The organism is Pseudomonas monteilii NBRC 103158 = DSM 14164 (assembly GCF_000730605.1).
GTDB lineage: Bacteria > Pseudomonadota > Gammaproteobacteria > Pseudomonadales > Pseudomonadaceae > Aquipseudomonas > Aquipseudomonas monteilii.
Window position 1 is genome coordinate 18,760 of record NZ_BBIS01000049.1, and the last position, 25,109, is coordinate 43,868.

Genomic DNA, 25,109 nt, shown 5'->3' on the forward strand with positions numbered 1-25,109 from the left:
AGAACTGGCCCGCAAGCCACGGTCGCTCGCGGGGCGCGATCATGCCGCCGGGGCGTCATGAGAAAATTCGGGTGCAGTCTAATCAAGCGTGAACGCCGCGCACATTAACCCTTGGTCGCGTCGTAGGCCAATTTCGCCCGCACTACATATGGTTTACCCATTCCCTGGCGGCAATCATCCCTGCCTGCGCTTTCAATCGCCTTTCACCGCCCGTTCGAATGCGGGCGTAGCTCGGGAGACGAAGCCACCCTCGGCCCGAGTCACCAATACCGCAGCCAGGCCATGCGCCAGGGCAAAATCCCAGCCACGCTCAGGGCCAAGGATCAGCAGCAGCGTCGAATAACCGTCGGCCTGCAGCGCCGAAGCGTGTAGCACGGTGACGGCGGCCAGGTCATGTTGCACCGGGCGCCCCAGGCGGGCATCGAAGGCGTGCGAATAGCGCCGGCCATTCTGCTCGAAATAGTGCCGATAGTCACCCGAGGTTGATACTGAAAGGCCATTGACCGGGATGATCTGCCGGGCGATCTGGCGGTCTTCGCGGGGCAGTTCCAGGGCGATGCGCCAAGGGCTGCCATCGGGTTTGCGGCCGACCGCCTTGAGCTCGCCAGTGGCCTCGGCGACAAAGCGGGTTACGCCCATGGCTTGCAGGCGAGCGGCTATCAGGTCGACGGCATGGCCGGCGGCCATGCTGTTGAAGTCGAGCTGCACCGGGGCGTCCTTGCACAGGGCCTGGCCTTTGATGTGCAAGTGCCGGTAGCCCACGCGCTGGCGCACCTGGGCCAGGGCTTGCGGGTCCGGCACCTGCTCGTGGCGGGCCTGAGGGCCAAAGCCCCACAGGTTGAGCAAGGGCTCGACGGTGAGGTCGAAGGCGCCATCGCTCTGCTCGGCCATGTGCTGGCCAAGGTTGACCAGTTCGAGCATGTCGGGCGGCAGCGCCAGGCACTGGTTGGCGGGCAACTGGTTGAACAGGCTGACGACGGAGTCTGCGCGATAGGTCGAATAGTGCTGGTCGATGTCGCCCAGGATGGTTTCGACCGCCGCTTGCACCTGTTCCGGCGCCGGGCCGCCGGGCTCACGGACGTACTGGATGCTGTAGCTGCTGCCCATGGTCGGGCCACCCAGGCGCTCCAGGATAGGGCCTTGGTTGCAGGCGGTTAGCAGCAGGAGGAAGGACAGTAAGGCTTTGCGCAAAAAATCGGTTCCTGGGTGCTTGGCTTGGATTCTGTGGTGTGGCACATACCGAGCGCCGCGCGGGCGGCGCTCGATCTAACAGACGCCACACAACTTACTCCAGCCAAAAAAAACGGGAACCCGAAGGTTCCCGTTTTTTCATTGCCTTACAAGCGCATTAGCGTGGAAACGCTGGCGGGTTCACACCGGCCATCTCTTCCATCACGCGAACCACCTGGCAGCTGTAACCGAACTCGTTGTCGTACCAGACGTACAGAACAACGCGGTTGTCGTTGGCGATGGTGGCTTCAGCGTCAACCACACCGGCGTGGCGCGAGCCGACGAAGTCGGTCGAAACCACTTCCTGCGAGCTGACGTAGTCGATCTGCTTGTGCAGTTCCGAGTGCATGGCGGTCTGGCGCAGGTACTCGTTGATCTCGTCGCGCGAGGTGGCCTTTTCCAGGTTCAGGTTCAGGATGGCCATCGAAACGTTCGGCGTCGGCACGCGAATGGCGTTGCCGGTCAGCTTGCCCTTCAGCACTGGCAGTGCCTTGGCGGCAGCAGTGGCGGCGCCGGTTTCGGTAATAACCATGTTCAGCGGCGCGGCACGGCCACGGCGGCTGCCCTTGTGGAAGTTGTCGATCAGGTTCTGGTCGTTGGTGAACGAGTGAACGGTTTCGACGTGGCCGTTGACGATGCCGTACTGGTCGTTGATGGCCTTGAGCACCGGCACGATGGCGTTGGTGGTGCAGGAAGCTGCCGAGATGATCTTGTCATCGGCGGCGATGTCACCGTGGTTGATGCCGTGCACGATATTCTTCAGCGCGCCCTTGCCAGGTGCGGTGAGGATCACGCGGGCAGCGCCCGGGCAGGCCAGGTGCTGGCCCAGGCCGTCAGCGTCACGCCATACGCCGGTGTTGTCGACGATCAGCGCGTTGTCGATGCCGTACTGGGTGTAGTCGACTTCGCTCGGGCTCTTGGCGTAGATAACCTGGATCAGGTTGCCGTTGGCGGTGATGGTGTTGTTGGCTTCATCGATGGTGATGGTGCCATCGAACGGGCCGTGAACCGAGTCACGACGCAGCAGGCTGGCACGTTTGACCAGGTCGTTTTCGGCGCCTTTGCGCACGACGATGGCACGCAGGCGCAGGCCGTCACCACCACCGGTCTTCTCGATCAGGATGCGCGCCAGCAGGCGGCCGATGCGGCCGAAGCCGTACAGGACAACGTCGGTGCCTTTACGGGCCGAAGCGTTCTGCTGGCCAACCACGTCAGCCAGCTCTTCACGGACGAACTGCTCGGCAGTGCGGCCATTGCCTTCCTGCTTGAACTTGTTGGCCAGCTTGCCCAGGTCGACCGAAGCGGCGCCCAGTTTCAGCTCGCTCATGGCCTTGAGCAGTGGGAATGTCTCGTGGACGGACAGTTCGGTTTCGTCGGCTTGACGATGACGCGCAAAGCGGTGCGCCTTGAGGATCGAGATAACCGAACGGTTGATCAGGCTGCGGCCATAAATCGAGCTCACCACATTGTTGTTGCGGTAGAGCTGACCGATAAGCGGGATCATCGCTTCAGCCAGGGCTTCACGATCAATCCACTCACCAAGACACTGGTCGGGCTTCTGAGTCACGGGAACCTTCCACATGTAGGGACAGAAAAAAGGGGCTACATTATGACGCCCCAACGCGGAACCGGCAATGAGCGCCTGTCGCAGTCACGCAAGCCAGCGTTCATGCCCTTTCAAGCCTGACAGGCGGCACTGGCACCGGTACAATCGGTCTCTTTGCCGCAACGCTTGGAGTGCAATCTCCCGTGTCAGTTCTGCGCCTACCGCAAATGTCGGCCACGGCCGGCAAACAAACCTGGGGCAACCTGCCCGGTGCCGCCCTCAGCCTTGCCATCGCCGAGGCCGCCAGCAGCGCTGGCCGCTTCACCCTGCTGCTGACGGCCGACAGCCAGGCCGCCGACCGTCTGGAACAGGAGCTGCGCTTCTTTGCCCCAGACCTGCCGGTGCTGCCGTTCCCCGATTGGGAAACCCTGCCCTACGACCTGTTCTCGCCACACCAGGACATCATTTCCCAGCGCATCGCCAGCCTGTACCGGCTGCCGGAGCTGAGCCACGGCATCCTCGTGGTGCCGGTCACCACCGCCCTGCACCGCCTGGCTCCCACACGCTTTCTGCTAGGCAGCAGCCTGGTGCTGGATGTGGGCCAGACCATCGACGTGGAACAGATGCGTACGCGCCTGGAGGCCAGCGGCTATCGCTGCGTCGACACCGTGTACGAGCATGGCGAGTTTGCCGTGCGCGGCGCGCTGATCGACCTGTTCCCGATGGGCAGCAAACTGCCCTACCGTATCGACCTGTTCGATGACGAGATCGAGACGCTGCGCACCTTCGACCCCGAGACCCAGCGCTCGATCGACAAGGTGGATTCGGTGCGCCTGCTGCCGGCACGCGAATTCCCGATGCAGAAAGAGGAAGTGACCCGCTTCAAGGCGCGCTTTCGCGAGCGCTTCGACGTCGACTTCCGCCGCTGCGCCATCTTCCAAGACCTGGCCAGCGGCATCATCCCCGCCGGTATCGAGTACTACCTGCCACTGTTCTTCGAAGAAACCTCGACCCTGTTCGACTACCTGCCAGCCGACACCCAGGTGTTCTCGCTGCCCGGTGTGGAGCAGGCCGCCGAACACTTCTGGAACGACGTACGCGGGCGCTATGAAGACCGTCGCGGCGACCTGAGCCGGCCACTGCTGCCACCGGCCGAGCTGTTCCTGCCGGTGGAAGACTGCTTTGCCCGGCTCAAGCAGTGGCCGCGGGTGGTGGTCAGCAGCGAAGACCTCGACCCGGGCGCGGGCCGCGAGCGCTTCCCGGCACGCGCCTTGCCCAACCTGGCCATCGAGGCCAAGGCCAACCAGCCACTGGCCGAACTGGCCAACTTCCTCGACCAGTTCCCCGGCCGCGTGCTGTTCACCGCCGAATCGGCGGGCCGCCGCGAAGTGTTGCTGGAACTGCTCGACCGGCTGAAGCTGCGCCCGCATACCGTCGACGGCTGGGACGATTTCATTACCGGCAGCGAGCGCCTGGCAATCACCATTGCTCCGCTGGACGACGGCCTGGTGCTGGACGACCCAGGCCTGGCCCTGGTGGCCGAAAGCGCGCTGTTCGGCCAGCGGGTGATGCAGCGCCGACGCCGCGACAAGCGTGGCGAAACCGCCAACGACGCCGTCATCAAGAACCTCACCGAACTACGCGAAGGCGCGCCAGTGGTGCACATCGACCACGGTGTAGGACGCTACCTGGGCCTGGCCACCCTGGAAATCGACGGCCAGGCCGCCGAGTTCCTTACCCTGGAATACGCCGAGAACGCCAAGCTGTATGTGCCAGTGGCCAACCTGCACCTGATCGCCCGCTACACCGGTAGCGACGACGCGCTGGCGCCGTTGCACAGGCTGGGCTCGGAGGCCTGGCAGAAAGCCAAGCGCAAGGCCGCCGAACAGGTGCGCGACGTGGCCGCCGAGCTGCTCGACATCTATGCCCGCCGCGCTGCGCGCAAGGGTTATGCGTTTGCCGACCCGTCTGCCGACTACGCCACCTTCAGCGCCGGCTTCCCTTTCGAAGAAACCCCGGACCAGCAAGCCGCCATCGAAGCCGTGCGTGCCGACATGCTGGCACCCAAGCCGATGGACCGTCTGGTGTGCGGCGATGTCGGCTTCGGCAAAACCGAAGTGGCCATGCGCGCCGCGTTCATCGCTGTGCACAGCGGCCGCCAGGTGGCCGTGCTGGTGCCCACCACCCTGCTCGCCCAGCAGCACTACAACAGTTTCCGCGACCGCTTCGCCGACTGGCCGGTGACCGTGGAAGTGATGAGCCGCTTCAAATCCGCCAAGGAAGTGGCCGCCGCTGCCGCCGACCTGGCCGAAGGCAAGATCGACATCCTCATCGGCACCCACAAGCTGCTGCAGGACGATGTGCGCTTCAAGGACCTAGGCCTGGCCATCATCGACGAAGAACACCGTTTTGGCGTGCGCCAGAAGGAGCAACTGAAGGCCCTGCGCAGCGAGGTCGACATCCTTACCCTCACCGCCACGCCGATTCCGCGCACGCTGAACATGGCGGTAGCGGGCATGCGCGACCTGTCGATCATCGCCACGCCGCCAGCGCGCCGCCTGTCGGTGCGCACCTTCGTCATGGAGCAGAACAAGAGCACGGTCAAGGAAGCGCTGTTGCGTGAACTGCTGCGCGGTGGCCAGGTGTACTACCTGCACAACGATGTGAAAACCATCGAAAAATGCGCCGCCGACCTCGCCGAACTGGTACCCGAGGCGCGCATCGGCATTGGCCACGGGCAAATGCGCGAGCGCGAGCTGGAACAGGTGATGAGCGACTTCTACCACAAGCGCTTCAACGTGCTGGTGGCCTCGACCATCATCGAAACCGGCATCGACGTGCCCAGCGCCAACACCATCGTCATCGAGCGTGCCGACAAGTTCGGCCTGGCCCAGTTGCACCAGTTGCGTGGCCGGGTCGGCCGCAGCCACCACCAGGCCTACGCCTACCTGCTCACGCCCACCCGGCAGAAAGTCAGCGCCGACGCCGAAAAACGCCTGGAGGCTATCGCCAACACCCAGGACCTGGGCGCCGGTTTCGTGCTGGCCACCAACGACCTGGAAATCCGCGGTGCGGGCGAGCTGCTGGGCGAAGGTCAAAGCGGGCAGATCCAGGCGGTGGGCTTCACCCTGTACATGGAAATGCTCGAACGTGCGGTGAAGGCGATTCGCAAAGGCACCCAGCCGAACCTCGAACAGCCACTGGGTGGTGGCCCGGAGATCAACCTGCGCCTGCCGGCGCTGATCCCCGAAGACTACCTGCCCGACGTGCATGCACGGCTGATCCTGTACAAGCGCATTGCCTCGGCGGCCGACGAAGAAGGCCTCAAAGACCTGCAAGTGGAAATGATCGACCGCTTCGGCCTGCTGCCGGAGCCGACCAAGAACCTGATGCGCCTGACCTCGCTCAAGCTGCTTGCGGAAAAGCTCGGCATCAAGAAAGTCGACGCCGGCCCCAATGGCGGCAAGCTCGAGTTCGAGGCCGAAACCCCGGTCGACCCGCTGACCCTGATCAAGCTGATCCAGGGGCAGCCCAAACGCTACAAGTTCGAAGGTGCGACCCAGTTCCGTTTCCTGGTGCCGATGGAGCGCCCCGACGAACGTTTCAACACCCTGGAGGCGCTGTTCGAGCGCCTGACCCCACAGCCTGCCTAAGGAAGATCCATGCGTGCCATCCGTAGCCTGACCCTGCTGCTGGCGCTGTTTGCGCCAGCCGCCTTCGCCGAAGGCCTGTATCAGGTTGAAATGATCCTGGTGCGGCAAAACAGCGTGCCCGCCTTCACCAGCCCGTTCGCCCCGGAAAACTGGAGCGCCGGCGCCCCACGCCTGGAAAAGGATGCCGAGCGCCGCCTGGCGCTGGAGGACGAAGCCACCCGCCTGGAAGCCACTGCCGACTACACCGTATTGATGCACAAGGCATGGCAGCAGCAAGTGGGCAGCGAGCCCAGCCGCATTGCCCTGGGCGAAGGTGCTGAGCAGTTCGGCCACTTCCCCATCGAAGGTAACCTGAGCATCGCCGAAGGCCGCTTCATCACTGTCGACGCCAACTTCTGGGTCAACCAGCTGGACGGCAACGGCAACGTGCTGCAAAGCGAGCAGTTCAAGCAGAGCAACAGCAACGTCAAGGGCGGCCAGCTGACCTTCCTCGACGGCGGCCACCTGGCCGTGCTGCTGAAGGTGACGCCACCGGGTACGCCGAAAATGCCGGTGGTGGACCCGGAGATGATGGAGCAGTGACGTGAGCGAGAGCGATGCGCAGTTCTTTGTGCGGGCGCACAATGGCTGGACTATGTCGTTTGATCGCAAGACCCTGCGGCGCGGTCGGGACTATGCCGATGAAGGCAGAAGCGCGATCGTATCGATCCTGGGCATGACGATCCGCGCTGAGTGTACAGGCTCAGCGGGCCGCACCTACTACCAGCGCATAACCCTGGACATGACTGAAGATGGCCTGGAATGCGAGGGCAGTTGCACATGCCCAGTAGGTGAGAACTGCAAGCATTGCGCCGCTGCACTTTACCTGCTGGAACAGGGCCCGGATTGCGGCGAAGGCGATCAGGACACCCTGCCTGCACCTGCCGAAACGACCCAGCACTCGCTCGACCTCCCCCCTGAACTCGCCCACTGGGTCGAAACCCTGGAAGTCCCGACCAAGCCCGCTGAACCCGCCAAGCGCAAAGGCCCCTCGCTCTACTACAAGGTCGTTAACGACCATGGCGTTTGCACGCTCAGCGTATCCAAAGGCACCCGCGAAGCCGATGGTCAGCTGAACCTGGGGCGTGCCAGCTCGCTGCCTGAAATGCTCTATTACACGCCGCGTTATGTCACAGATGAAGATCTGCGCATCCTCAGGTTGATTGACACCCTGGCCAATAATTCCAGCATGCCCATCGCAAGACTGGAAGGTAAACAAGGTGCAGAGCTGTATGAATTCGCACTTGCCAGTGGGCGCTTGATTCATGCCGAGCAACAGTTGCCATTAATCCCTGGGCCACCCCTGCAAGCCGAGTTCCGCTGGATGAGGCTTGAGAACGGCAGCTATCGCGGTTCGTGGCACAATGACGAGCGGATGCATGACGTGGCACTGCCGCTCGACCCGCTCTACTACATCGATACTCAAACGGGCATGACTGGCAAGCTTGAACATGGCCTTGACCCGTTCATTGCCAGCCAACTGGCAAGCGCACCTACGGTGCCCGAACACTTGATCATCCCCCTGAGCCACCGGTTGAATGCGCTGAATCGCCAGGTTCCAACGCCTACAAGCGTACGCAGTGAAGAGATCGACAGTATTCAACCCAGGCCGCAAATGACGCTGGGCAGCCTCGAATTCAGCGCCTACATGCCCAAGACCGGCCGCATGCAGCGGCAGATGCAGCATCGGGCCGCACTGGCGTTCGACTATGACGGTTTACGCGCCAGCGGCAGCGACGAAAAACCGCTGACCCGCCTGGTCGACAACACCAGCCAGCGCATCCGCCGCCAGCCGCAGGCCGAGCAGGCGCTGCGCAAGGTGCTGCGCGACCTGGGCTTCAAAGCCGCCACCCGACAAAGCAAGGCCCTGCCCGACAGCGCCGGCGAGATGTTTCAGCTGCCAGACGACGAAGCCTGGCTGCGCTTTGCCCGCGAAGGCCTGCCGCGCCTGCGCGAAGCCGGGTGGGACATCGACATCCACCGCGATTTCGCCTTCAACCTGCAAGAGGTGGACGACTGGTACGCCACCATCGACGAAGCCCCCGGCCATGAATGGTTCGACCTGGAGCTGGGTATCGTGGTCGACGGCCAGCGCCACAGCCTGCTGCCGATCGTACTGCAACTGCTGCGCAGTAACCCGGAATTGCTGCGCCCCAGCGAACTGGCCCGGCGCAGCGACGACGAGCACCTGCTGATCGACCTCAACCGCGGCCGCCTCGATGCTTCGGCCCTGCGCGTTGCCCTGCCCTACGGCCGCATCAAGGCCGTAATGGGCACCTTGGGCGAGCTGTACCTGCACGAAGACTTAGCCGGCCGGTCCCTGCGCCTGGACCGCGCCGATGCCGCACGCCTGAACGAGATCGAAGGCTTGCCCCTGCACTGGGAAGGCGGCGCACATGTGCGGGATCTGGGCCGCCGCCTGCGCGACGCCCGCGACTTGCAGGTAGCCCCGCCGACAGGGCTGCAGGCCAGCCTGCGCCCCTACCAGCAACAGGGCCTTAACTGGCTGCAGGCACTACGCGAAATGGGCACCGGCGGCATCCTGGGCGACGACATGGGCTTGGGCAAGACCCTGCAGGCCCTGGCGCACCTGCTGCTGGAAAAGCAGGCCGGGCGACTGACCGCTCCCGCCCTGGCAGTGATGCCGACCAGCCTGGTGCCCAACTGGCTGGACGAAGCCCAGCGCTTCGCCCCCGACCTGCGCGTGCTGGCCCTGCAAGGCCCAGGGCGCAGCAAGCATTTCACCACGCTGCACGACTACGACCTGGTGCTGACCACCTACGCCCTGGTGCCACGCGACCTCGAACACCTGCGCAGCCAACCCTGGCATGTACTGGTGCTGGACGAGGCGCAAAACATCAAGAGCAGCACCAGCAAGGCCGCACTCGCCGTCTGCGAGCTGCAGGCCAACCAGCGCCTGTGCCTCACCGGCACGCCAATGGAAAACAACCTGGGCGAGCTGTGGTCGATCTTCCACTTCCTGATGCCCGGCTGGCTGGGTGACCTGAAGCGCTTCAACCAGGACTACCGTACCCCCATCGAGCGCCATGGCGACAGCGAGCGACTGGCTCACTTGGTTACACGCATTCGCCCGTTCCTGTTGCGCCGCACCAAGGAACAGGTGGCCACCGAGCTGCCTGCCAAGACCGAGATGGTGCACTGGGTGGAGCTGAGCGACGCCCAGCGCGACACCTACGAGGCCGTGCGCGTGGCGATGGACAAGAAAGTGCGCGACGAAATCGCCCGCAATGGCGCCGCCCGCAGCCAGATCGTCATCCTCGACGCCCTGCTCAAGCTGCGCCAGGTGTGCTGCGACCTGCGCCTGGTCAAGGGTGTGGAAAGCAAGGGTAACCAGGCCGACAAGGGCAAGCTGGGTGCGCTGCTGGAAATGCTCGAAGAACTGCTCAGCGAAGGGCGGCGGGTACTGTTGTTCTCGCAATTCACCTCGATGTTGGCGCTAATCGAGCAAGAACTGCAAAAGCGCAAAATCCGTTACAGCCTGCTGACCGGTGACACCCGCGACCGGCGCACGCCGGTACAGCAATTCCAGCAAGGTGACAGCGACGTGTTCCTGATCAGCCTCAAGGCAGGTGGTGTGGGGCTGAACCTGACGGCTGCGGACACGGTGATCCACTTCGATCCCTGGTGGAACCCGGCCAGTGAAAACCAGGCCACCGACCGCGCCTACCGCATTGGCCAGGACAAGCCGGTGTTCGTGTTCAAGCTGATTACCAGGGGTACGGTGGAAGAGAAGATCCAGTTGCTGCAACAAGAGAAGGCGGCGCTGGCGGCGAGCTTGCTGGATGGCGGGCAGGCTGGGCAATGGCGCATGGGGGATGAGGAAATCGAGGCGTTGTTTGCGCCGCTGCCGGGGAAGCGTGGGCGGTGAGTGTTTCGGGGCGCATGACTTGAGGGTTTTGTCGCCCGTCAGATCGAGCGCCGCGCGGGCGGCGCTCGATCTCGGCAACCCCGGAAAACTCAAGACCTACGCTTCGGCTCAATCAACCAGCTGGGCCTCCTTCAACGCCCCCAACGCCTCCAGCCAGCGCGGCTGCTGTCGGTAATCGGTCCGCGCAAACCCCTGCCCACGCATCCGCGCAATTCGCGGCGAGGGCTTCACTTTCATCCGCTGCGCCGCACTCAGTGCAAGCTCAGCCGCCGCCCGGTCGTTACACACCAGGCCCATGTCACAGCCGGCACTCAGCGCCGCCTCGATACGGCTGGCCGCATCACCCACCACATGTGCCCCGGCCATCGACAGGTCATCACTGAAGATCACCCCGTCGAAGCCCAGCTCGCCACGCAGGATGTCCTGCAGCCAGCGCCGCGAGAAACCGGCTGGCTGGTTGTCGACCTGCGGGTAGATGACATGCGCCGGCATCACCGCTGCCAGTTGCCCGCTCAGGCGGGTGAACGGCACCAGGTCGGCCTGGCGCAGCTGCTCAAGGCTGCGCTCATCGGTAGGGATGGCCACATGCGAGTCGGCCTCGGCCCAGCCATGCCCCGGGAAATGTTTGCCACAAGCGGCCATGCCCGCCGCATTCATGCCGCGAATGAAGGCCCCGGCCAGTTGCGTGGCACGCAGCGGGTCACCCTCGAAGGCGCGGCTGCCAACCACGGCGCTACGCTGGTGGTCCAAGTCGAGCACCGGGGCAAAGCTCAGGTCCAGGCCAACCGCCAGCACCTCGGTCGCCATCAGCCAGCCGCATTGCTCGGCCAGGTACTCGGCATTGTCATTGTCGGCCAGCGCACGCATGGCTGGCAGGCGCACAAAGCCCTGACGCAGGCGCTGCACACGGCCACCTTCCTGGTCTACCGCCAGGATCAGGTCGGGGCGAATGGCGCGGATCGACGCACACAGCTCACGCACCTGGCGCGGGCTATCGATGTTGCGGGCAAAGATGATCAGGCCAGCCACTTCGGGCTGGCGCAGCAAGTGACGGTCTTCGGCGGTCAGCCATTTACCGGCGATATCCACCATCAGGGAGCCTTGCAGGCTGACGGTCATGGGTAATCCTTCATTGAAGACTGAGAGAAGCCCACTGGGGGCAGGCAGCTTGTTCGATGCGCACCGGGCAATGGACCGGCACCCGCTCGAACAGGCTTAGCAAGTCGGTATTACGCAGGCGTATGCAGCCATGGGACAACGCTACGCCCATGGGTTCCGTATCCGGAGTGCCATGCAGGTAGATATAGCGGCGGAACGTGTCGACCGCACCCAGGCGGTTGACACCAGGCTCGCAGCCGCTGAGCCAGAGGATGCGGGTGAGAATCCAGTCGCGCTCGGGGTTTTGCGCGTGCAGCTCCGGCGACCACACCTCACCCGTCCAGCGCCGCCCGGCCAATACCGCATTCAGCGGCAGGCCTGCGCCAATCTTTGCCCGCACCTGATGCAGGCCGCGCGGCGTACACCCCGAACCGTTGCGCTCACCGACTCCGTTACGCGCCGTGGACACTGGCACGCGCACGCGCAACTGGCCACGGGCAAAACCGTACAGGCATTGGTCAGCAAGGGAAATGTGCAACAGATCGAGGTCGGGCATGGGCGCTAGCTTAGCCGAAGCGCCCTGCCCCGCCCAGCCTTCAGGCTTTGGCGGTGGTAGCGCTGACGCTGGTCTTGGTACGCGGGCGCAACTGGGCGGTGGCCATGGCGTCATCGGTGACACCGCTATCGGCACGCATGCCGGCCGCCAGGAACGGCACCATCAGGCGCATCACCTGCTCGATCGAGGTATTGATGCCGAAGTCGGTCTCGGCGATCGCCCGCAGGGCCTTGATACCGGACATGCTGAAGGCTGCGGCGCCGAGCATGAAGTGCACACGCCAGAACAGCTCCAGCGGTGGAATGCGTGGCGCGGCCTCGTTGACCAGCAGCATGTAGCGGCGGAATACCTTGCCGTACATGTCTTCCAGATAGCGCCGCAGGTGGCCCTGGCTCTGGCTGAAAGCCAGGCCCAGCAATCGCATGAAGATCGACAGGTCATTGTTGCTGCGAGGCTGCACCGCCAGCGCCTGCTCCACCAGCATTTCCAGCAGCTCTTCAAGGCTGGGTTTTTGTTCCGGCTTGGCCTGACGCCGCTCGAGCTCACGCTCCAGGCTGGCACAAAACGGGCCGAGGAAGCGCGAGAACACAGCCTGGATCAGCGCCTTCTTGGAGCCGAAATGATAGTTGACGGCCGCCAGGTTGACCCCGGCCTTGCTGGTAATCAGCCGCAACGAGGTTTCGGCGAACCCCCTTTCCGCGAACAGCTGCTCGGCAGCATCGAGAATGCGTTCAACGGTTTCCGATTGGGCCATGACTACTCCGGGTACTCCGCCAGACAAACAAGTGTTTGAAACATACGTTTCAGCCCCGCTTCTGTCAAGGCTCGGTGACCGGGCGGTCGCCATTTAAAAGCGCCAGACGGCCGGCTGCAAGCGCCACCTCTGCTGTTTATTGCGCCTTTTGGCTTGCAGCGCATCCAGTACTGTATATAATCCCAGTCACTGTACAAAAAGACAGAGCGCTCACCATGTTGAAACTGACGCCACGCCAAGCCGAAATTCTCGCGTTCATCAAACGCTGCCTGGAAGACAACGGCTTCCCGCCGACGCGCGCCGAGATCGCTCAGGAGCTGGGCTTCAAGTCGCCCAACGCCGCCGAGGAACACCTCAAGGCACTCGCCCGCAAAGGCGCCATCGAGATGACCCCGGGCGCCTCCCGTGGTATCCGCATTCCCGGCCTGGAAGCCAAAGCCGAAGAAAGCGGCCTGCCAATCATCGGCCGGGTTGCTGCCGGTGCGCCGATCCTTGCCGAACAGCACATCGAGCAATCCTGCAACATCAGCCCCGCCTTCTTCCACCCCCAAGCCGACTATCTGTTGCGCGTACACGGCATGAGCATGAAAGACGTCGGCATCTTCGACGGCGACCTGCTGGCGGTACACACCTGCCGCGAAGCCCGCAACGGCCAGATCGTGGTGGCCCGCATCGGCGACGAAGTAACCGTGAAGCGCTTCAAGCGTGAGGGCAGCAAGGTATGGCTGCTTGCCGAAAACCCCGAATTCGCCCCCATCGAAGTCGACCTGAAAGAACAGGAGCTGGTGATCGAGGGCTTGAGCGTCGGCGTCATTCGCCGCTGATCCAGGAGGCGTCATGCAGCAGTTCATTCACGCACCCGAGCAAGCCCAGTTGCCCCTGTTCGAAGCTTTTCTCGCCCAGCCCGTGCTACCGGGCCTGAAAGCCAGTGAACTGGCACGCAAGAGCAGCCAACCCGAGCTGTTCAGCGAACTGTCGCTGCGCGGCGCCCCTGGGCACTGCCAAAGCCTGCTGGCACCGGTACTGCGCGAGCTGAGCGAAGAGGACGAGGCCCGCTGGCTGACCCTGATCGCTCCGCCCTCCAGCCTGACCCAGGCCTGGTTGCGCGATGCCGGGCTCAACCGTGAACGTATTTTGCTGCTGCAACCTCGCAGCAATCAAAGCCCGCTGCAACTAGCCTGCGAGGCCTTGCGCCTTGGCCTCAGCCACACCGTGGTGAGCTGGCTGGGTAGCGTCAATGCCACTGCACGCCAACAGTTGCTACGCGCGGCCAGTGCCGGAAATGCACAAAGCCTGAACATCCGCCTCGGCTGATGTTCAGGCTTTGCCTGTCACTTCAAAAAGCCTGACACGTTGCTGCACCCTTAGTGCAGCACACGCGGCCCTTCATCACGCTCAAGCTCGCCATCCATCAGGCGACCGGCCATCTGCACGCCCACACTGAGCATGGCCTTGGCCACTTCCACATGCTGGCCCTGCAGGAACACCTTGGCGTCTTCCGAGAAATCCAGGGTTACCAGAGAGCCCTCATCCTCGGCGCGACGCAGTTCGATGCGGCCATCAGGCAACTCGACAATTTCCAGAAACGACGTAGACATAAATGGCAGTTCTCCGCGAAAGGCCGCTAGTGTATCAGCCGTTGCGGCTATCAGCACTCACTCAACGCATCGCGGAAACGTCTCACCAAGCCCTTGAGGTTGCTGCGCCAGCTTTCCAGCTCGGCACGCGACAGTGCAGGATGCTCGGGCTCATCGAGATTGACGGCCTGGATCAGGGGTTGGGTAACGTCAGTTTTCGGCGCCTTCTTCGCGACAGGTGGTCGGAACAAATCGGCATAAGCACCCAGCATTTGCGCCAGCCAGGTTTCGCGCTGGCGGGCGATTTCCAGTAGCTCAGCCACTTCCGGGATGGCGATGCCGTTCAAGGCATCGTCAGCCAGGGCTTGCTCGACCGTTGCAACAACCGGCAGGCGGTAGAAGCCGCCGATCTCATAACACAGGCCCAGCAGCGCGCCGTACAGATGGAACAGCGCCGATTCGCGTTCAGCCTGCACCAGGCCTTGAGCGTTCATGGCCTGGCTTTGCTCGGCCTTGGCCATGGACTCCAGGGCGAGGCCGGCGAAGAACAGTTTCTGGTTGGTACGGGTATACAGTTCCTGGGCCATTTCAGTGGCCTCCCTAAGGCTGCAAGGCGAATACATGCATCATAAATGATTGGGGCCGCAAAGCGGCCCCAATTGCTGCACTGAAGAATCAGCGCTTGTCTTCAACCTTCCACGCATTCCCGTCGTAGAACGCCTTCCAGCCGGTCGGCTTGCCATCAACCTCGGACTGCACGTACTGCTCCTTGGTCTTGCGGCTGTAGCGGATTACCGCCGGGCGGCCTTCCGGGTCTTTCTGGGGCGCTTCGCACAGGAAGTGGTACTTGGGGTCGATCTCATGCTTGTGCGGCACAATCTCCAGCACCAACGGCGCACGGGTTTCGCGGTTTTTCGGGAACTGGCTAGCCGCCAGGAACAACCCCGAAGCGCCGTCACGCAGCACGTAGGTGTCGTCGACCTTTTCGCACTTGAGTTCAGGCATGTCCACCTTGTCCATCTTCGGTGGCGCAGCCTCGCCGCTCTTGAGCAGCTTGCGGGTATTCTTGCATGCCGGGTTGGTGCAACCGAAGAACTTGCCGAACCGGCCGGTTTTCAATTGCATCTCGCTGCCGCACTTGTCGCACTCCAGGCTCGGCCCTTCGTAGCCCTTGATGCGGTAGTTGCCTTCCTCGATCTCGTAGCCGGCGCAATCCGGGTTGTTGCCGCAGATGTGCAGCTTGTGCTTCTCGTCCAGCAGGTAGGCGTCCATCGCCGTGGCGCAAATCGGGCAGCGATGCTTGCCCAGCAGCACGCGCGACTCCGACTCGCCCTCGTCATCAGCGGCAATCTCGTCACCCGGCACCAGGTTGACGGTGGCCTTGCAGCGCTCTTTCGGCGGCAGGCTGTAACCCGAGCAACCCAGGAACACACCCGTGGAAGCGGTGCGGATCATCATCGGCCGGCCACATTCCTTGCAGGCAATGTTGGTCATGGTCGGCTGGTTGGCGCGCATGCCGTTTTCGCTGGACTCGGCAGTCTGCAGTTTCTTGCTGAAATCGCCGTAGAACTCGTCGAGCACGTTCTTCCAGTCACGCTCGCCTTGGGCCACGTCGTCGAGGTTCTCTTCCATGTCGGCGGTAAAGCCGTAATCCATGAGGTTGGAGAAGCTCTCCGACAGGCGCTCGGTGACGATGTCGCCCATCTTCTCGGAATAGAAGCGGCGGTTGTGCAAGGTCACATAGCCACGGTCCTGGATGGTCGAGATGATCGCCGCATAGGTCGACGGGCGACCAATGCCGCGCTTTTCCATTTCCTTGACCAGGCTGGCTTCGGTGAAGCGCGCCGGCGGCTTGGTGAAGTGCTGGCTCGGGTCGATCTGGATCAGCTTCAGCGCTTCGCCCTGGACCATTTCTGGCAGTACGTCGTCTTCGCCCGGCTTGCTCTGCTGTGGCAGCACGCGGGTGTAACCGTCGAACTTGAGAATGCGGCCCTTGGCGCGCAGCTCGAAGTCGCCTGCCGCCACGGTGACGCTGGTGGACAGGTACTGCGCCGGCGGCATCTGGCAGGCCAGGAACTGGCGCCAGATCAGCTCGTACAGGCGCTCGGCGTCACGCTCCATGCCACTGAGCTTGGTCGGGTGGGTATTCACGTCAGAAGGACGAATCGCTTCGTGCGCTTCCTGAGCGCCTTCCTTGCTGCCGTATACCAGCGGTGCTTCCGGCAGGTACTGCTTGCCGAACTCGCGCTCGATGTAACTGCGCGCCATGTCCAGGGCATCGGCCGACAGGTTGGTCGAGTCGGTACGCATATACGTGATGTAGCCAGCTTCGTACAAACGCTGGGCCATCATCATGGTTTTCTTCACCCCGAAGCCCAGGCGGTTACTGGCCGCCTGCTGCAGGGTGGAGGTAATGAACGGTGCCGATGGCTTGCTGCTGGTCGGGCGGTCTTCACGCTTGACCACGCTGTAGCTGGAGGCCTTGAGCTTCTCCAGCGCAGCCATGGCCTGGGCTTCGTTCAGCGGTTTGAACGCCTCACCCTTCTCGCGCGCCACCTCGAAACGCACCTTGGCGTTTTTGGCGGTGCCCAGGTCGGCGTGGATCTCCCAGTACTCTTCCGGGATGAACGCGCGGATTTCGCGCTCGCGCTCCACCACCAGCTTTACCGCCACCGACTGCACACGGCCGGCAGATAGGCCACGGGCAATCTTGGCCCACAGCAGCGGCGAAACCATGTAACCGACCACACGGTCGAGGAAACGGCGGGCCTGCTGGGCATTGACCCGGTCGATATCCAGCTCGCCTGGCTGCGAGAAGGCCTCCTGGATGGCCTTCTTGGTAATTTCGTTGAACACCACGCGCTTGTAGCGGGTGTCGTCACCCCCGATGGCTTCGCGCAGGTGCCAGGCAATGGCTTCCCCTTCGCGGTCCAAGTCGGTTGCGAGATAAATGGTGTCGGCATCCTTGGCCAGGCGGCGCAGCTCTTCGATCACCTTTTCCTTGCCAGGCAGGATCTCGTACTTGGCCTTCCAGCCATGGTCAGGGTCGACACCCATGCGTGCCACCAACTGGCGACGGGCCTTTTCTTTTGGCGAAAGGGCCGGAGCCTCACCCGCGGCCTTACCACGCTTGGCGGCTGGCTCTTTGCTCGCGCTGGCCGAACCGCTGGTGGGGAGGTCTCGGATATGGCCGATACTCGACTTCACCACGTACTGGTTGCCCAGGTACTTGTTGATGGTCTTGGCCTTGGCCGGGGATTCCACAATGACCAGCGATTTGCCCATGGATCGGAGTATTCCTGAATCTGAAGATGAAAAACGCGTCAGGTGCCAGACGCGGCACCGCTATATATAGTGGCAAAAGGGTGAGGTCAAGCTCGAACGATCATGCGTGCGACTTGCCCAGCAACCCAGGCAGCCCCTCTTCGACCTTGACCAAAGCAAAGCGTGGCACCTGCTCGCCGTCAACCTCGACAGACTCCTGGAACATCGAAAGTGGCCGTACCCAGAAGCTGTAATCACCATACAGGCATTGGTAGAACACCATCCACTCTTCGCTCTCGGAGTGCCGTGCAACACTGAAGACACGGTACTCAGGCCCTTTGTAATGCCGGTATACGCCTGGTTGTATCTGCATGTTGCCCACCCTCTTGACTTGAACCTGAAAAAAACAAAAACCGGGGCACAAGGCCCCGGCTGCTGTCCCGCTACGCGATCAGACGCGTTCAAAGACAGTGGTGATACCTTGGCCGAGGCCGACGCACATGGTCGCCACCCCCAGGGTACCGCCATTCTGCTTCATGACGTTGAGCAGGGTGCCCGAAATACGTGCCCCGGAGCAACCGAACGGGTGGCCCAAGGCAATGGCGCCGCCGTGCAGGTTAACCTTCTCATCCATCTTGTCGAGCACTTTCAAGTCTTTCAGCACTGGCAGGGCCTGTGCGGCGAAGGCTTCATTGAGCTCGATGAAGTCGATATCGGCCATGGTCAGGCCGGCACGCTTGAGGGCTTTCTGGGTCGAAGGCACCGGGCCATAGCCCATGATTGCCGGGTCGACACCGGCCACCGCCATCGAACGAATCACCGCCAATGGCTGGATACCCAGGTCCATGGCGCGCTGGCCAGACATCACGATCATGCACGAGGCGCCGTCGGTGATCTGCGACGAGGTGCCGGCAGTGACGGTACCGCCTTTCGGGTTGAACGCAGGCTTGAGCGATGCCAGGCCTTCGAGGGTGGTTTCCGGGCGAATGGTTTCGTCGAAATCGAACACCTTCAGGAAGCCGTTCTCGTCGTAGCCCTGCATCGGGATGATCTCGTCCTTGAACTTGCCTTCGACCGTGGCCTTGTGGGCCAGCTGGTGCGAACGCAGGCCGAACAGGTCCTGCTGCTCACGGGTGATGCCGTGCATCTTGCCGAGCATTTCCGCAGTCAGGCCCATCATCCCGGAAGCCTTGGCGGCGTGCAAGGACAGGTGCGGGTTGGGGTCGACGCCGTGCATCATGCTGACGTGGCCCATGTGCTCCACGCCACCGACCACGAATACATCACCGTTGCCGGTCATGATCGCCTGGGCAGCCGTGTGCAGCGCGCTCATCGACGAGCCACACAGGCGGCTGACGGTCTGGGCTGCAGAGGTGTGCGGGATCTGGGTCATCAGCGAGGCCATGCGGGCGATGTTCCAGCCCTGCTCCAGGGTCTGGTTGACGCAGCCCCAGATCACGTCCTCGACCTCTTTCGGGTCGACCTTGTCGTTGCGTTCCAGCAGCTTGCTGATCAGGTGCGCCGACATGTCTTCGGCGCGGGTATTGCGGTGCATGCCACCCTTGGAGCGGCCCATTGGCGTGCGACCGAAGTCGACAATCACCACGTCTCTTGGATTCAGGCTCATATCAAATCTCTCGCTCTAGCTCGTTGACCGCTCAGTTGAAGAAGCGCTGGCCGTTCTTGGCCATTTCACGCAGCTTGGCGGTCGGGTGGTACAGCGGCCCCAGGTCGGCGTACTGATCGGCCAGGGCAACGAATTCGGCCACACCGATCGAGTCGATGTAGCGCAGCGCACCACCGCGGAAGGGAGGGAAACCAATGCCGTAGACCAGGCCCATGTCGGCTTCGGCGGCGGTTTCGACAATGCCGTCTTCCAGGCAACGCACGGTCTCCAGGCACAGCGGGACCATCATCCAGTTGATGATGTCTTCGTCGGTGACTTCACGCTGCTCGAAGACGACAGGCTTGAGCACGTCCAGCACGGTGGCGTCGAAGACTTTCTTCGGTTTGCCGCGCTTGTCGGTTTCGTAGGCATAGAAGCCCTTGCCGTTCTTCTGGCCCAGGCGGTTGGCTTCGTACAGCGCGTCAACGGCCGAGCGGCGCTCGTCTTTCATGCGGTCCGGGAAGCCTTCGGCCATCACGTCGCGGCCGTGGTGGCCGGTGTCGATGCCGACCACGTCCATCAGGTACGCCGGGCCCATTGGCCAGCCGAACTTTTCCATCACCTTGTCGATACGCACGAAGTCGACACCGGCGCTGACCAGCTTGGCAAAGCCGCCGAAGTACGGGAACAGCACACGGTTGACCAAGAAGCCCGGGCAGTCGTTGACCACGATCGGGTTCTTGCCCATTTTCTTGGCGTAGGCCACGGTGGTGGCGACCGCCACTTCACTGGATTTCTCGCCTCGGATCACTTCCACCAGCGGCATCATGTGCACCGGGTTGAAGAAGTGCATGCCGACGAAGTTTTCCGGGCGCTTGAGCGCCTTGGCCAGCAGGTTGATGGAGATGGTCGAGGTGTTGGAGGCGAGAATCGCATCGTCCTTCACCTGGCCTTCCACCTCAGCCAGCACGGCCTGCTTCACTTTCGGGTTCTCGACCACGGCTTCGACGACGATGTCGACATTGGCGAAATCGCCATAGGACAGGGTCGGGCGAATGGCGTTGAGCGCCTCGGCCATCTTGGCCGGGGTCAGGCGGCCCTTCTCGACGCGGTTGCCGAGCAGCTTGGAAGCCTCGTTAAGGCCCAGCTGGATGGCTTCCTCGCGGATATCCTTCATCAGGATCGGGGTGCCCTTGACCGCCGACTGGTAAGCGATACCGCCACCCATGATGCCAGCGCCGAGCACGGCAGCCTGCTTCACGTCGTGGGCGATTTCGTCATGCGCCTTGGCCTTGCGCTTGAGCTCCTGGTCGTTCAGGAACAAACCAATGAGGCTTTCGGCAACCGAGGTCTTGGCCAGCTTGGCAAAGCCTGCGGCTTCGACCTCCAGCGCCTTGTCGCGGCCGAAGTTGGCAGCTTTTTGGATGGTCTTGATGGCTTCGACCGGCGCAGGGTAATTCGGGCCGGCCTGGCCAGCGACGAAGCCCTTGGCGGTTTCGAAGGCCATCATCTGTTCGATGGCATTGAGCTTGAGCTTTTCCAGCTTCGGCTGGCGCTTGGCCTTGTAGTCCAGCTCGCCGCTGATGGCGCGCTTGATCAGGTCCAGGGCACCGGCCAGCAGCAGCTCAGGGGCGACCACAGCGTCGACGGCACCCACTTTCAGGGCGTCTTCGGCGCGGTTTTCCTTGCCGGCGGCAATCCACTCGATGGCGTTGTCCGAACCGATCAGGCGTGGCAGACGCACGGTGCCGCCGAAGCCCGGGTAGATTCCCAGCTTGACTTCCGGCAGGCCGATCTTGGCGCTGGTGGACATGACCCGGTAGTCGGCGGCCAGGCACATTTCCAGGCCACCACCCAGGGCGATGCCGTTGATGGCGGCAACGGTCGGCACTTCGAGGTCTTCGAAGGCGTTGAAGATGCGGTTGGCTTCCAGGTTGCCGGCGACCAGTTCGGCCTCGGGCAGCTTGAAGTTGTCGACGAACTCGGTGATGTCGGCGCCGACGATGAACACGTCCTTGCCACTGCTGACAATCACGCCCTTGACCGAGGCATCGGCCTTGATGGCATCGACGGCCTGGCGCAGCTCGTTCAGGGTCAGGCGGTTGAACTTGTTGACGGACTCACCCTTGAGGTCGAACTTGAGCTCGACGATGCCACTTTCAAGAGCCTTAACCGTGATGGCTTTACCTTCGTAAATCATCAACTGATCTCCACGATATGGAAGCTGAACTGTACACGCCGATCGCTGCAGCAAAAGCAGGCCTAACTGCCCCGCCCCAGGCACACCCGTCAGCGCGCTAGTCGGAAGTATGGCTTGGCGTCATGACATACAAACGCTCAATTCATACGCCCGTTTGATTTGGGTGTGCACACATTCTCCGAAAAGATCGGCGTTGTCAAATGCTCACGAGCATGGCGAAAACGCGACTTTCCAGTCATTTTGTATCGTCTTGGTACAAAACATGATGACAGTGATCGCCGGCCATTCATGTCAGCGATTGACCACAGCCACTTGCAGTGTGCTGCAACTTTCCACTTGCACGGCAATCCTGGGCGGCTACACTGCCAATTGCTTGAATGAATACCCGGCCTGCCTGGCCTTTTCTGCGCAGCAGAACGCAAAGCGGCGACTTGGCACCCCACCCCTTCAGGGTTCTGCCGAGCCGCCGCTTTGTCGTTTCAGGCCAGATTAACCGGGCTGATGCCTACCCGCCCCTAGAAGGCGTATGAGCATGATTCAGGCGAGGGTTTCGAGGAAGTAGGCAACATCCTGCAATACAGCCGTATCGCCCCGCTCAGTCCAGTACAACGCGATCATCCGAGCATCCGCCTCGACCTTGTAAACGCTCGCCGGCAAGCGCGCCAGGGCCTCCACGAAGCGCGGGTCTTCGCAGGGTTCACGCCACTGGTTCCACCACACCCCCGGGCTGACCTGCCAGAAGCTGAAGCTGTCCTCGTGCCCACGGCGCCGGGCGCGGTGGTACTGCGGGCAAGGGCTTGGCGGCTCCTTTTCCAGCCAGTGCGGCCATTGCTGCGGCGCAAGCTGCATGGCCAGGCCCATGCGCCGTGCTTCCAGGCGCAGTTTCATCTGCTCGCTCTGTTTGCGCGAGGAACGCAGCCAGGAAAGCGGGCTGAGAATCAGCGCAAGGATTGACACCACCAGCAATACCGTCATATCAGTAGATCCCATAAAGCGTTGCAAATGAGCTGGTTAGCCATTTTTCACGGAAGACCCGCCCGAAAGCGACCATACTTCTTCTATCGCGATTGTCAGGAGTACCGCTCATGCAATACGAACATTTGTTGGTCGCCGTCGACCTGACCGAAGAATGCGACCCGGTGATCAAACGCGCCATGGCGCTGGCCGCGCCTTCGAACGCCAAGGTGTCGCTGGTGCACATCGTCGAACCGATGGCCATGGCGTTCGGCGGTGACGTGCCAATGGACCTGTCGCAGCTGCAACAGCAGCAGTTCGACCAGGCCAAGGAGCGCATGGACCGCCTGTTCAACAAATACCCGGGCATCAACCGCGGCGACTCACACCTGACCTATGGCCAGCCGCGCCAGGAAATCCATCAACTGGCCAAGGACCAGAAATGCGACCTGATCGTGGTCGGCAGCCATGGCCGTCACGGCCTGGCGTTGTTGCTGGGCTCCACGGCCAATGACGTGCTGCATGGGGCGCCGTGTGATGTGCTGGCGGTGCGGTTGCTGAAGAGGGAATGATTTAACCTGTACCGGCCTCTTCGCGGGTAAAACCGCGAAGAGGCCGGTACAGATTGAAATCTGATCAGCCTTCCAGCTCAGCCCAGCGCTCTACCAGTACATCCAGCTCACCCTGCAGCTTCTCGATCTTGGCCAGCACCGCCGAAGTCTCCGCAATCGGCCGCTGATAGAAGCCCGCCGCATTCACTTCTTCCTGGGCTTCAGCCATGCGCTGCTCCAGCGCGTCGATCTGCCCCGGCAGCATCTCCAGCTCACGCTGCAGCTTATAGCTGAGCTTCTTCTTCGAGGCCTCTTCCACCACCGGCACAGCAACAGGCGCAGGCTTGGCCTCGACCTTCTCCACCACCGCGCTGTTAAGGGCCGACTTGCCGCCCTTGCTCTCGGTCACGCCCAGCAGCTTTGGCGAGCCTCCCTGGCGAATCCAGTCCTCATAACCCCCGACATACTCGCGCACCTTGCCCTCGCCTTCGAACACCAGGGTGCTGGTGACGACGTTGTCGAGGAAGGCCCGGTCGTGGCTGACGATCAGCACAGTGCCCTTGTAGTTGGACAGCACCTCTTCGAGCAACTCGAGGGTTTCCACGTCCAGGTCGTTGGTCGGTTCGTCGAGCACCAACAGGTTGGCCGGCTTGCTGAACAGCTTGGCCAGCAGCAGGCGAGCACGCTCACCACCCGACAGCGCCTTGACTGGCGTGCGCGCACGCTGCGGGCTGAACAGGAAGTCGCCCAGGTAGCTCAGCACGTGGCGGTTCTGGCCGTCGATCTCGATGAAGTCGCGGCCTTCGGCCAGGTTGTCGATCACGGTCTTTTCAAGGTCGAGCTGGTGGCGCATCTGGTCGAAATAGGCCACTTCAAGCTTGGTGCCGCGTTCTACCTTGCCTGCGGTCGGTTCAAGGTCGCCGAGCATCATCTTGAGCAAGGTCGTCTTGCCGGTACCGTTGGCGCCCAGCAGACCGATACGGTCCTCGCGCTGCAGGACCATGGAGAAGTCCTTGACCAGCATCGGCCCGTCAGGGTGATGGAAGCTGACGTTTTCCAGCACCATCACCTGCTTGCCGGACTTTTCCGCCGCTTCGATCTGGATGTTGGCCTTGCCCTGGCGCTCGCGGCGTTCGCCACGCTCCACACGCAAGGCTTTCAGCGCACGCACACGGCCTTCGTTGCGGGTACGACGGGCCTTGATGCCCTGACGAATCCACACCTCTTCCTGGGCCAGACGCTTGTCGAACAGCGCATTGGCCGTCTCTTCGGCGGCCAGTGCCGCCTCCTTGTGCAACAGGAAGCTGGCGTAGTCGCCGTTCCAGTCGATCAGGCCGCCACGGTCCAGCTCGAGGATGCGAGTGGCCAGGTTCTGCAGGAAGGAACGGTCGTGGGTAATGAACAGCACCGCACCGTTGAAGCCGCGCAAGGCTTCCTCGAGCCAGGCGATGGCACCGATGTCCAGGTGGTTGGTGGGCTCGTCGAGCAGCAACAGGTCGGGCTCGGACACCAGCGCCTGAGCCAGCAGCACCCGGCGGCGCCAGCCACCGGACAGCTCGGCCAGGGTCTTGTCGGCGGGCAGTTGCAGGCGGCTGAGGGTGCTCTCTACCACCTGCTGCAGGCGCCAGCCATCACGGGCTTCCAGCTCGTGCTGGACGTGCATGAGCTTTTCCAGGTCTTCGTCACCCTGGATGTTCATGCTCAGGTGGTGGAACTGCGCCAGCAACTCGCCCACGCCGTCCAGGCCAGCGGCCACCACATCGAACACCGTACGTTCGTCGGCCACCGGCAGTTCCTGCGGCAATTCGCCGATCTTCAGGCCCGGGGCACGCCAGATTTCACCGTCATCGCCCTTCTGCTCGCCCTTGACCAGGCGCAGCATGCTCGACTTGCCGGTGCCGTTGCGGCCGATGATGCACACCCGCTCGCCACGAGCGATCTGCCAGGACACTTTGTCCAGCAGCGGCATGGCGCCGAATGCGAGGGACACATCGCTGAATTTGAGCAGGGTCATGTTGGTCTCCATAAATCGGGCGCGCATTCTACCTGACTTGGCCCTCGACGGCATCCGCCAGGCCAACCGGCGAGTGCCTGGCGACATCTGGTCGAACTTAATATCCCGATACAAGCACAGTCCTTTCACCCGCTGCCGGCAAACAGCTAAGCTAAGGCAATAGCTTTCAACAGTGCTG

The 25,109-nt window shown here is 62.6% G+C and carries 19 protein-coding genes; 6 read left to right on the forward strand and 13 right to left on the reverse strand.

Annotated elements, in window-relative coordinates:
- Positions 1 to 192: 192 nt before the first annotated feature.
- Entirely contained in the window at positions 193 to 1,191 is a 999-nt protein-coding gene (locus PM2_RS23220; protein ID WP_028699763.1) for an FAD:protein FMN transferase, read from the reverse strand.
- A gap of 157 nt (positions 1,192 to 1,348) precedes the next feature.
- Positions 1,349 to 2,812, reverse strand: a complete 1,464-nt coding sequence (locus PM2_RS23225) for a glyceraldehyde-3-phosphate dehydrogenase (RefSeq protein WP_016714907.1) — start codon at positions 2,810 to 2,812, stop codon at positions 1,349 to 1,351.
- Between the two features lie 167 nt (positions 2,813 to 2,979).
- Here PM2_RS23225 and mfd point away from each other — a divergent pair, with 167 nt between their 5' ends.
- The 3 genes from mfd to PM2_RS30280 are packed head-to-tail and all read left to right on the forward strand — an operon-like array spanning position 2,980 to position 10,357.
- The gene (mfd, locus tag PM2_RS23230; RefSeq protein WP_028699762.1) at positions 2,980 to 6,429 is read left to right on the forward strand and encodes a transcription-repair coupling factor; all 3,450 of its coding nucleotides are present in this window, start codon (positions 2,980 to 2,982) and stop codon (positions 6,427 to 6,429) included.
- Between the two features lie 9 nt (positions 6,430 to 6,438).
- Entirely contained in the window at positions 6,439 to 7,011 is a 573-nt protein-coding gene (locus PM2_RS23235) for a CsiV family protein (protein WP_016714905.1), read from the forward strand.
- A gap of 1 nt (position 7,012) precedes the next feature.
- Positions 7,013 to 10,357 carry a DEAD/DEAH box helicase gene (locus PM2_RS30280; RefSeq protein ID WP_080694024.1) on the forward strand — a complete coding sequence of 1,115 codons (3,345 nt, stop codon included), beginning with the start codon at positions 7,013 to 7,015 and terminating at the stop codon, positions 10,355 to 10,357.
- A 108-nt stretch (positions 10,358 to 10,465) separates the two neighbouring features.
- Here PM2_RS30280 and nagZ read toward each other — a convergent pair whose 3' ends face one another.
- From nagZ to PM2_RS23255, 3 genes are read right to left on the reverse strand one after another with little or no spacing between them, the layout of a single operon-like run.
- Entirely contained in the window at positions 10,466 to 11,464 is a 999-nt protein-coding gene (gene nagZ, locus PM2_RS23245; protein ID WP_172455937.1) for a beta-N-acetylhexosaminidase, read from the reverse strand.
- 22 nt (positions 11,465 to 11,486) lie between these two features.
- The gene (locus PM2_RS23250; protein WP_016714903.1) at positions 11,487 to 12,011 is read right to left on the reverse strand and encodes a L,D-transpeptidase; all 525 of its coding nucleotides are present in this window, start codon (positions 12,009 to 12,011) and stop codon (positions 11,487 to 11,489) included.
- 40 nt (positions 12,012 to 12,051) lie between these two features.
- A complete protein-coding gene (locus tag PM2_RS23255) occupies positions 12,052 to 12,765 on the reverse strand; it encodes a TetR/AcrR family transcriptional regulator (RefSeq protein WP_016714902.1) in 714 nt (237 codons plus the stop codon).
- 215 nt (positions 12,766 to 12,980) lie between these two features.
- On the opposite strand from PM2_RS23255, the gene lexA reads away from it, so the two are divergent.
- Together lexA and sulA are read left to right on the forward strand one after the other, a co-directional pair.
- The gene (gene lexA / locus PM2_RS23260; RefSeq protein WP_016714901.1) at positions 12,981 to 13,589 is read left to right on the forward strand and encodes a transcriptional repressor LexA; all 609 of its coding nucleotides are present in this window, start codon (positions 12,981 to 12,983) and stop codon (positions 13,587 to 13,589) included.
- Positions 13,590 to 13,602: 13 nt separating this feature from the next.
- Positions 13,603 to 14,079, forward strand: a complete 477-nt coding sequence (sulA, locus tag PM2_RS23265) for an SOS-induced cell division inhibitor SulA (protein WP_016714900.1) — start codon at positions 13,603 to 13,605, stop codon at positions 14,077 to 14,079.
- Between the two features lie 50 nt (positions 14,080 to 14,129).
- Here the strand turns inward: sulA and PM2_RS23270 are convergent, their stop codons facing one another.
- The 7 genes from PM2_RS23270 to PM2_RS23300 form a co-directional block, all read right to left on the reverse strand.
- Positions 14,130 to 14,363, reverse strand: a complete 234-nt coding sequence (locus PM2_RS23270) for a hypothetical protein (RefSeq protein ID WP_003248777.1) — start codon at positions 14,361 to 14,363, stop codon at positions 14,130 to 14,132.
- A gap of 50 nt (positions 14,364 to 14,413) precedes the next feature.
- A complete protein-coding gene (locus tag PM2_RS23275; protein ID WP_028699760.1) occupies positions 14,414 to 14,929 on the reverse strand; it encodes a DUF6586 family protein in 516 nt (171 codons plus the stop codon).
- Between the two features lie 88 nt (positions 14,930 to 15,017).
- On the reverse strand, positions 15,018 to 17,627 hold the full coding sequence (topA, locus tag PM2_RS23280) for a type I DNA topoisomerase (protein ID WP_016714898.1): 2,610 nt from the start codon (positions 17,625 to 17,627) through the stop codon (positions 15,018 to 15,020).
- Positions 17,628 to 17,727: 100 nt separating this feature from the next.
- The gene (locus tag PM2_RS23285) at positions 17,728 to 17,979 is read right to left on the reverse strand and encodes a DUF1653 domain-containing protein (RefSeq protein ID WP_016714897.1); all 252 of its coding nucleotides are present in this window, start codon (positions 17,977 to 17,979) and stop codon (positions 17,728 to 17,730) included.
- A gap of 78 nt (positions 17,980 to 18,057) precedes the next feature.
- Entirely contained in the window at positions 18,058 to 19,233 is a 1,176-nt protein-coding gene (gene fadA / locus PM2_RS23290) for an acetyl-CoA C-acyltransferase FadA (protein ID WP_013971712.1), read from the reverse strand.
- Between the two features lie 31 nt (positions 19,234 to 19,264).
- Positions 19,265 to 21,412 (reverse strand): fatty acid oxidation complex subunit alpha FadB, encoded by a 2,148-nt coding sequence (gene fadB / locus PM2_RS23295; RefSeq protein WP_025754462.1) that lies wholly within the window; start codon positions 21,410 to 21,412, stop codon positions 19,265 to 19,267.
- Between the two features lie 537 nt (positions 21,413 to 21,949).
- A complete protein-coding gene (locus PM2_RS23300) occupies positions 21,950 to 22,387 on the reverse strand; it encodes a hypothetical protein (RefSeq protein ID WP_028699759.1) in 438 nt (145 codons plus the stop codon).
- 110 nt (positions 22,388 to 22,497) lie between these two features.
- Between PM2_RS23300 and PM2_RS23305 the strand changes: the two genes are divergently transcribed.
- A complete protein-coding gene (locus PM2_RS23305; RefSeq protein WP_016714894.1) occupies positions 22,498 to 22,938 on the forward strand; it encodes a universal stress protein in 441 nt (146 codons plus the stop codon).
- Between the two features lie 64 nt (positions 22,939 to 23,002).
- Here the strand turns inward: PM2_RS23305 and PM2_RS23310 are convergent, their stop codons facing one another.
- Positions 23,003 to 24,931 (reverse strand): ATP-binding cassette domain-containing protein, encoded by a 1,929-nt coding sequence (locus PM2_RS23310; RefSeq protein ID WP_028699758.1) that lies wholly within the window; start codon positions 24,929 to 24,931, stop codon positions 23,003 to 23,005.
- Positions 24,932 to 25,109: the final 178 nt, after the last annotated feature.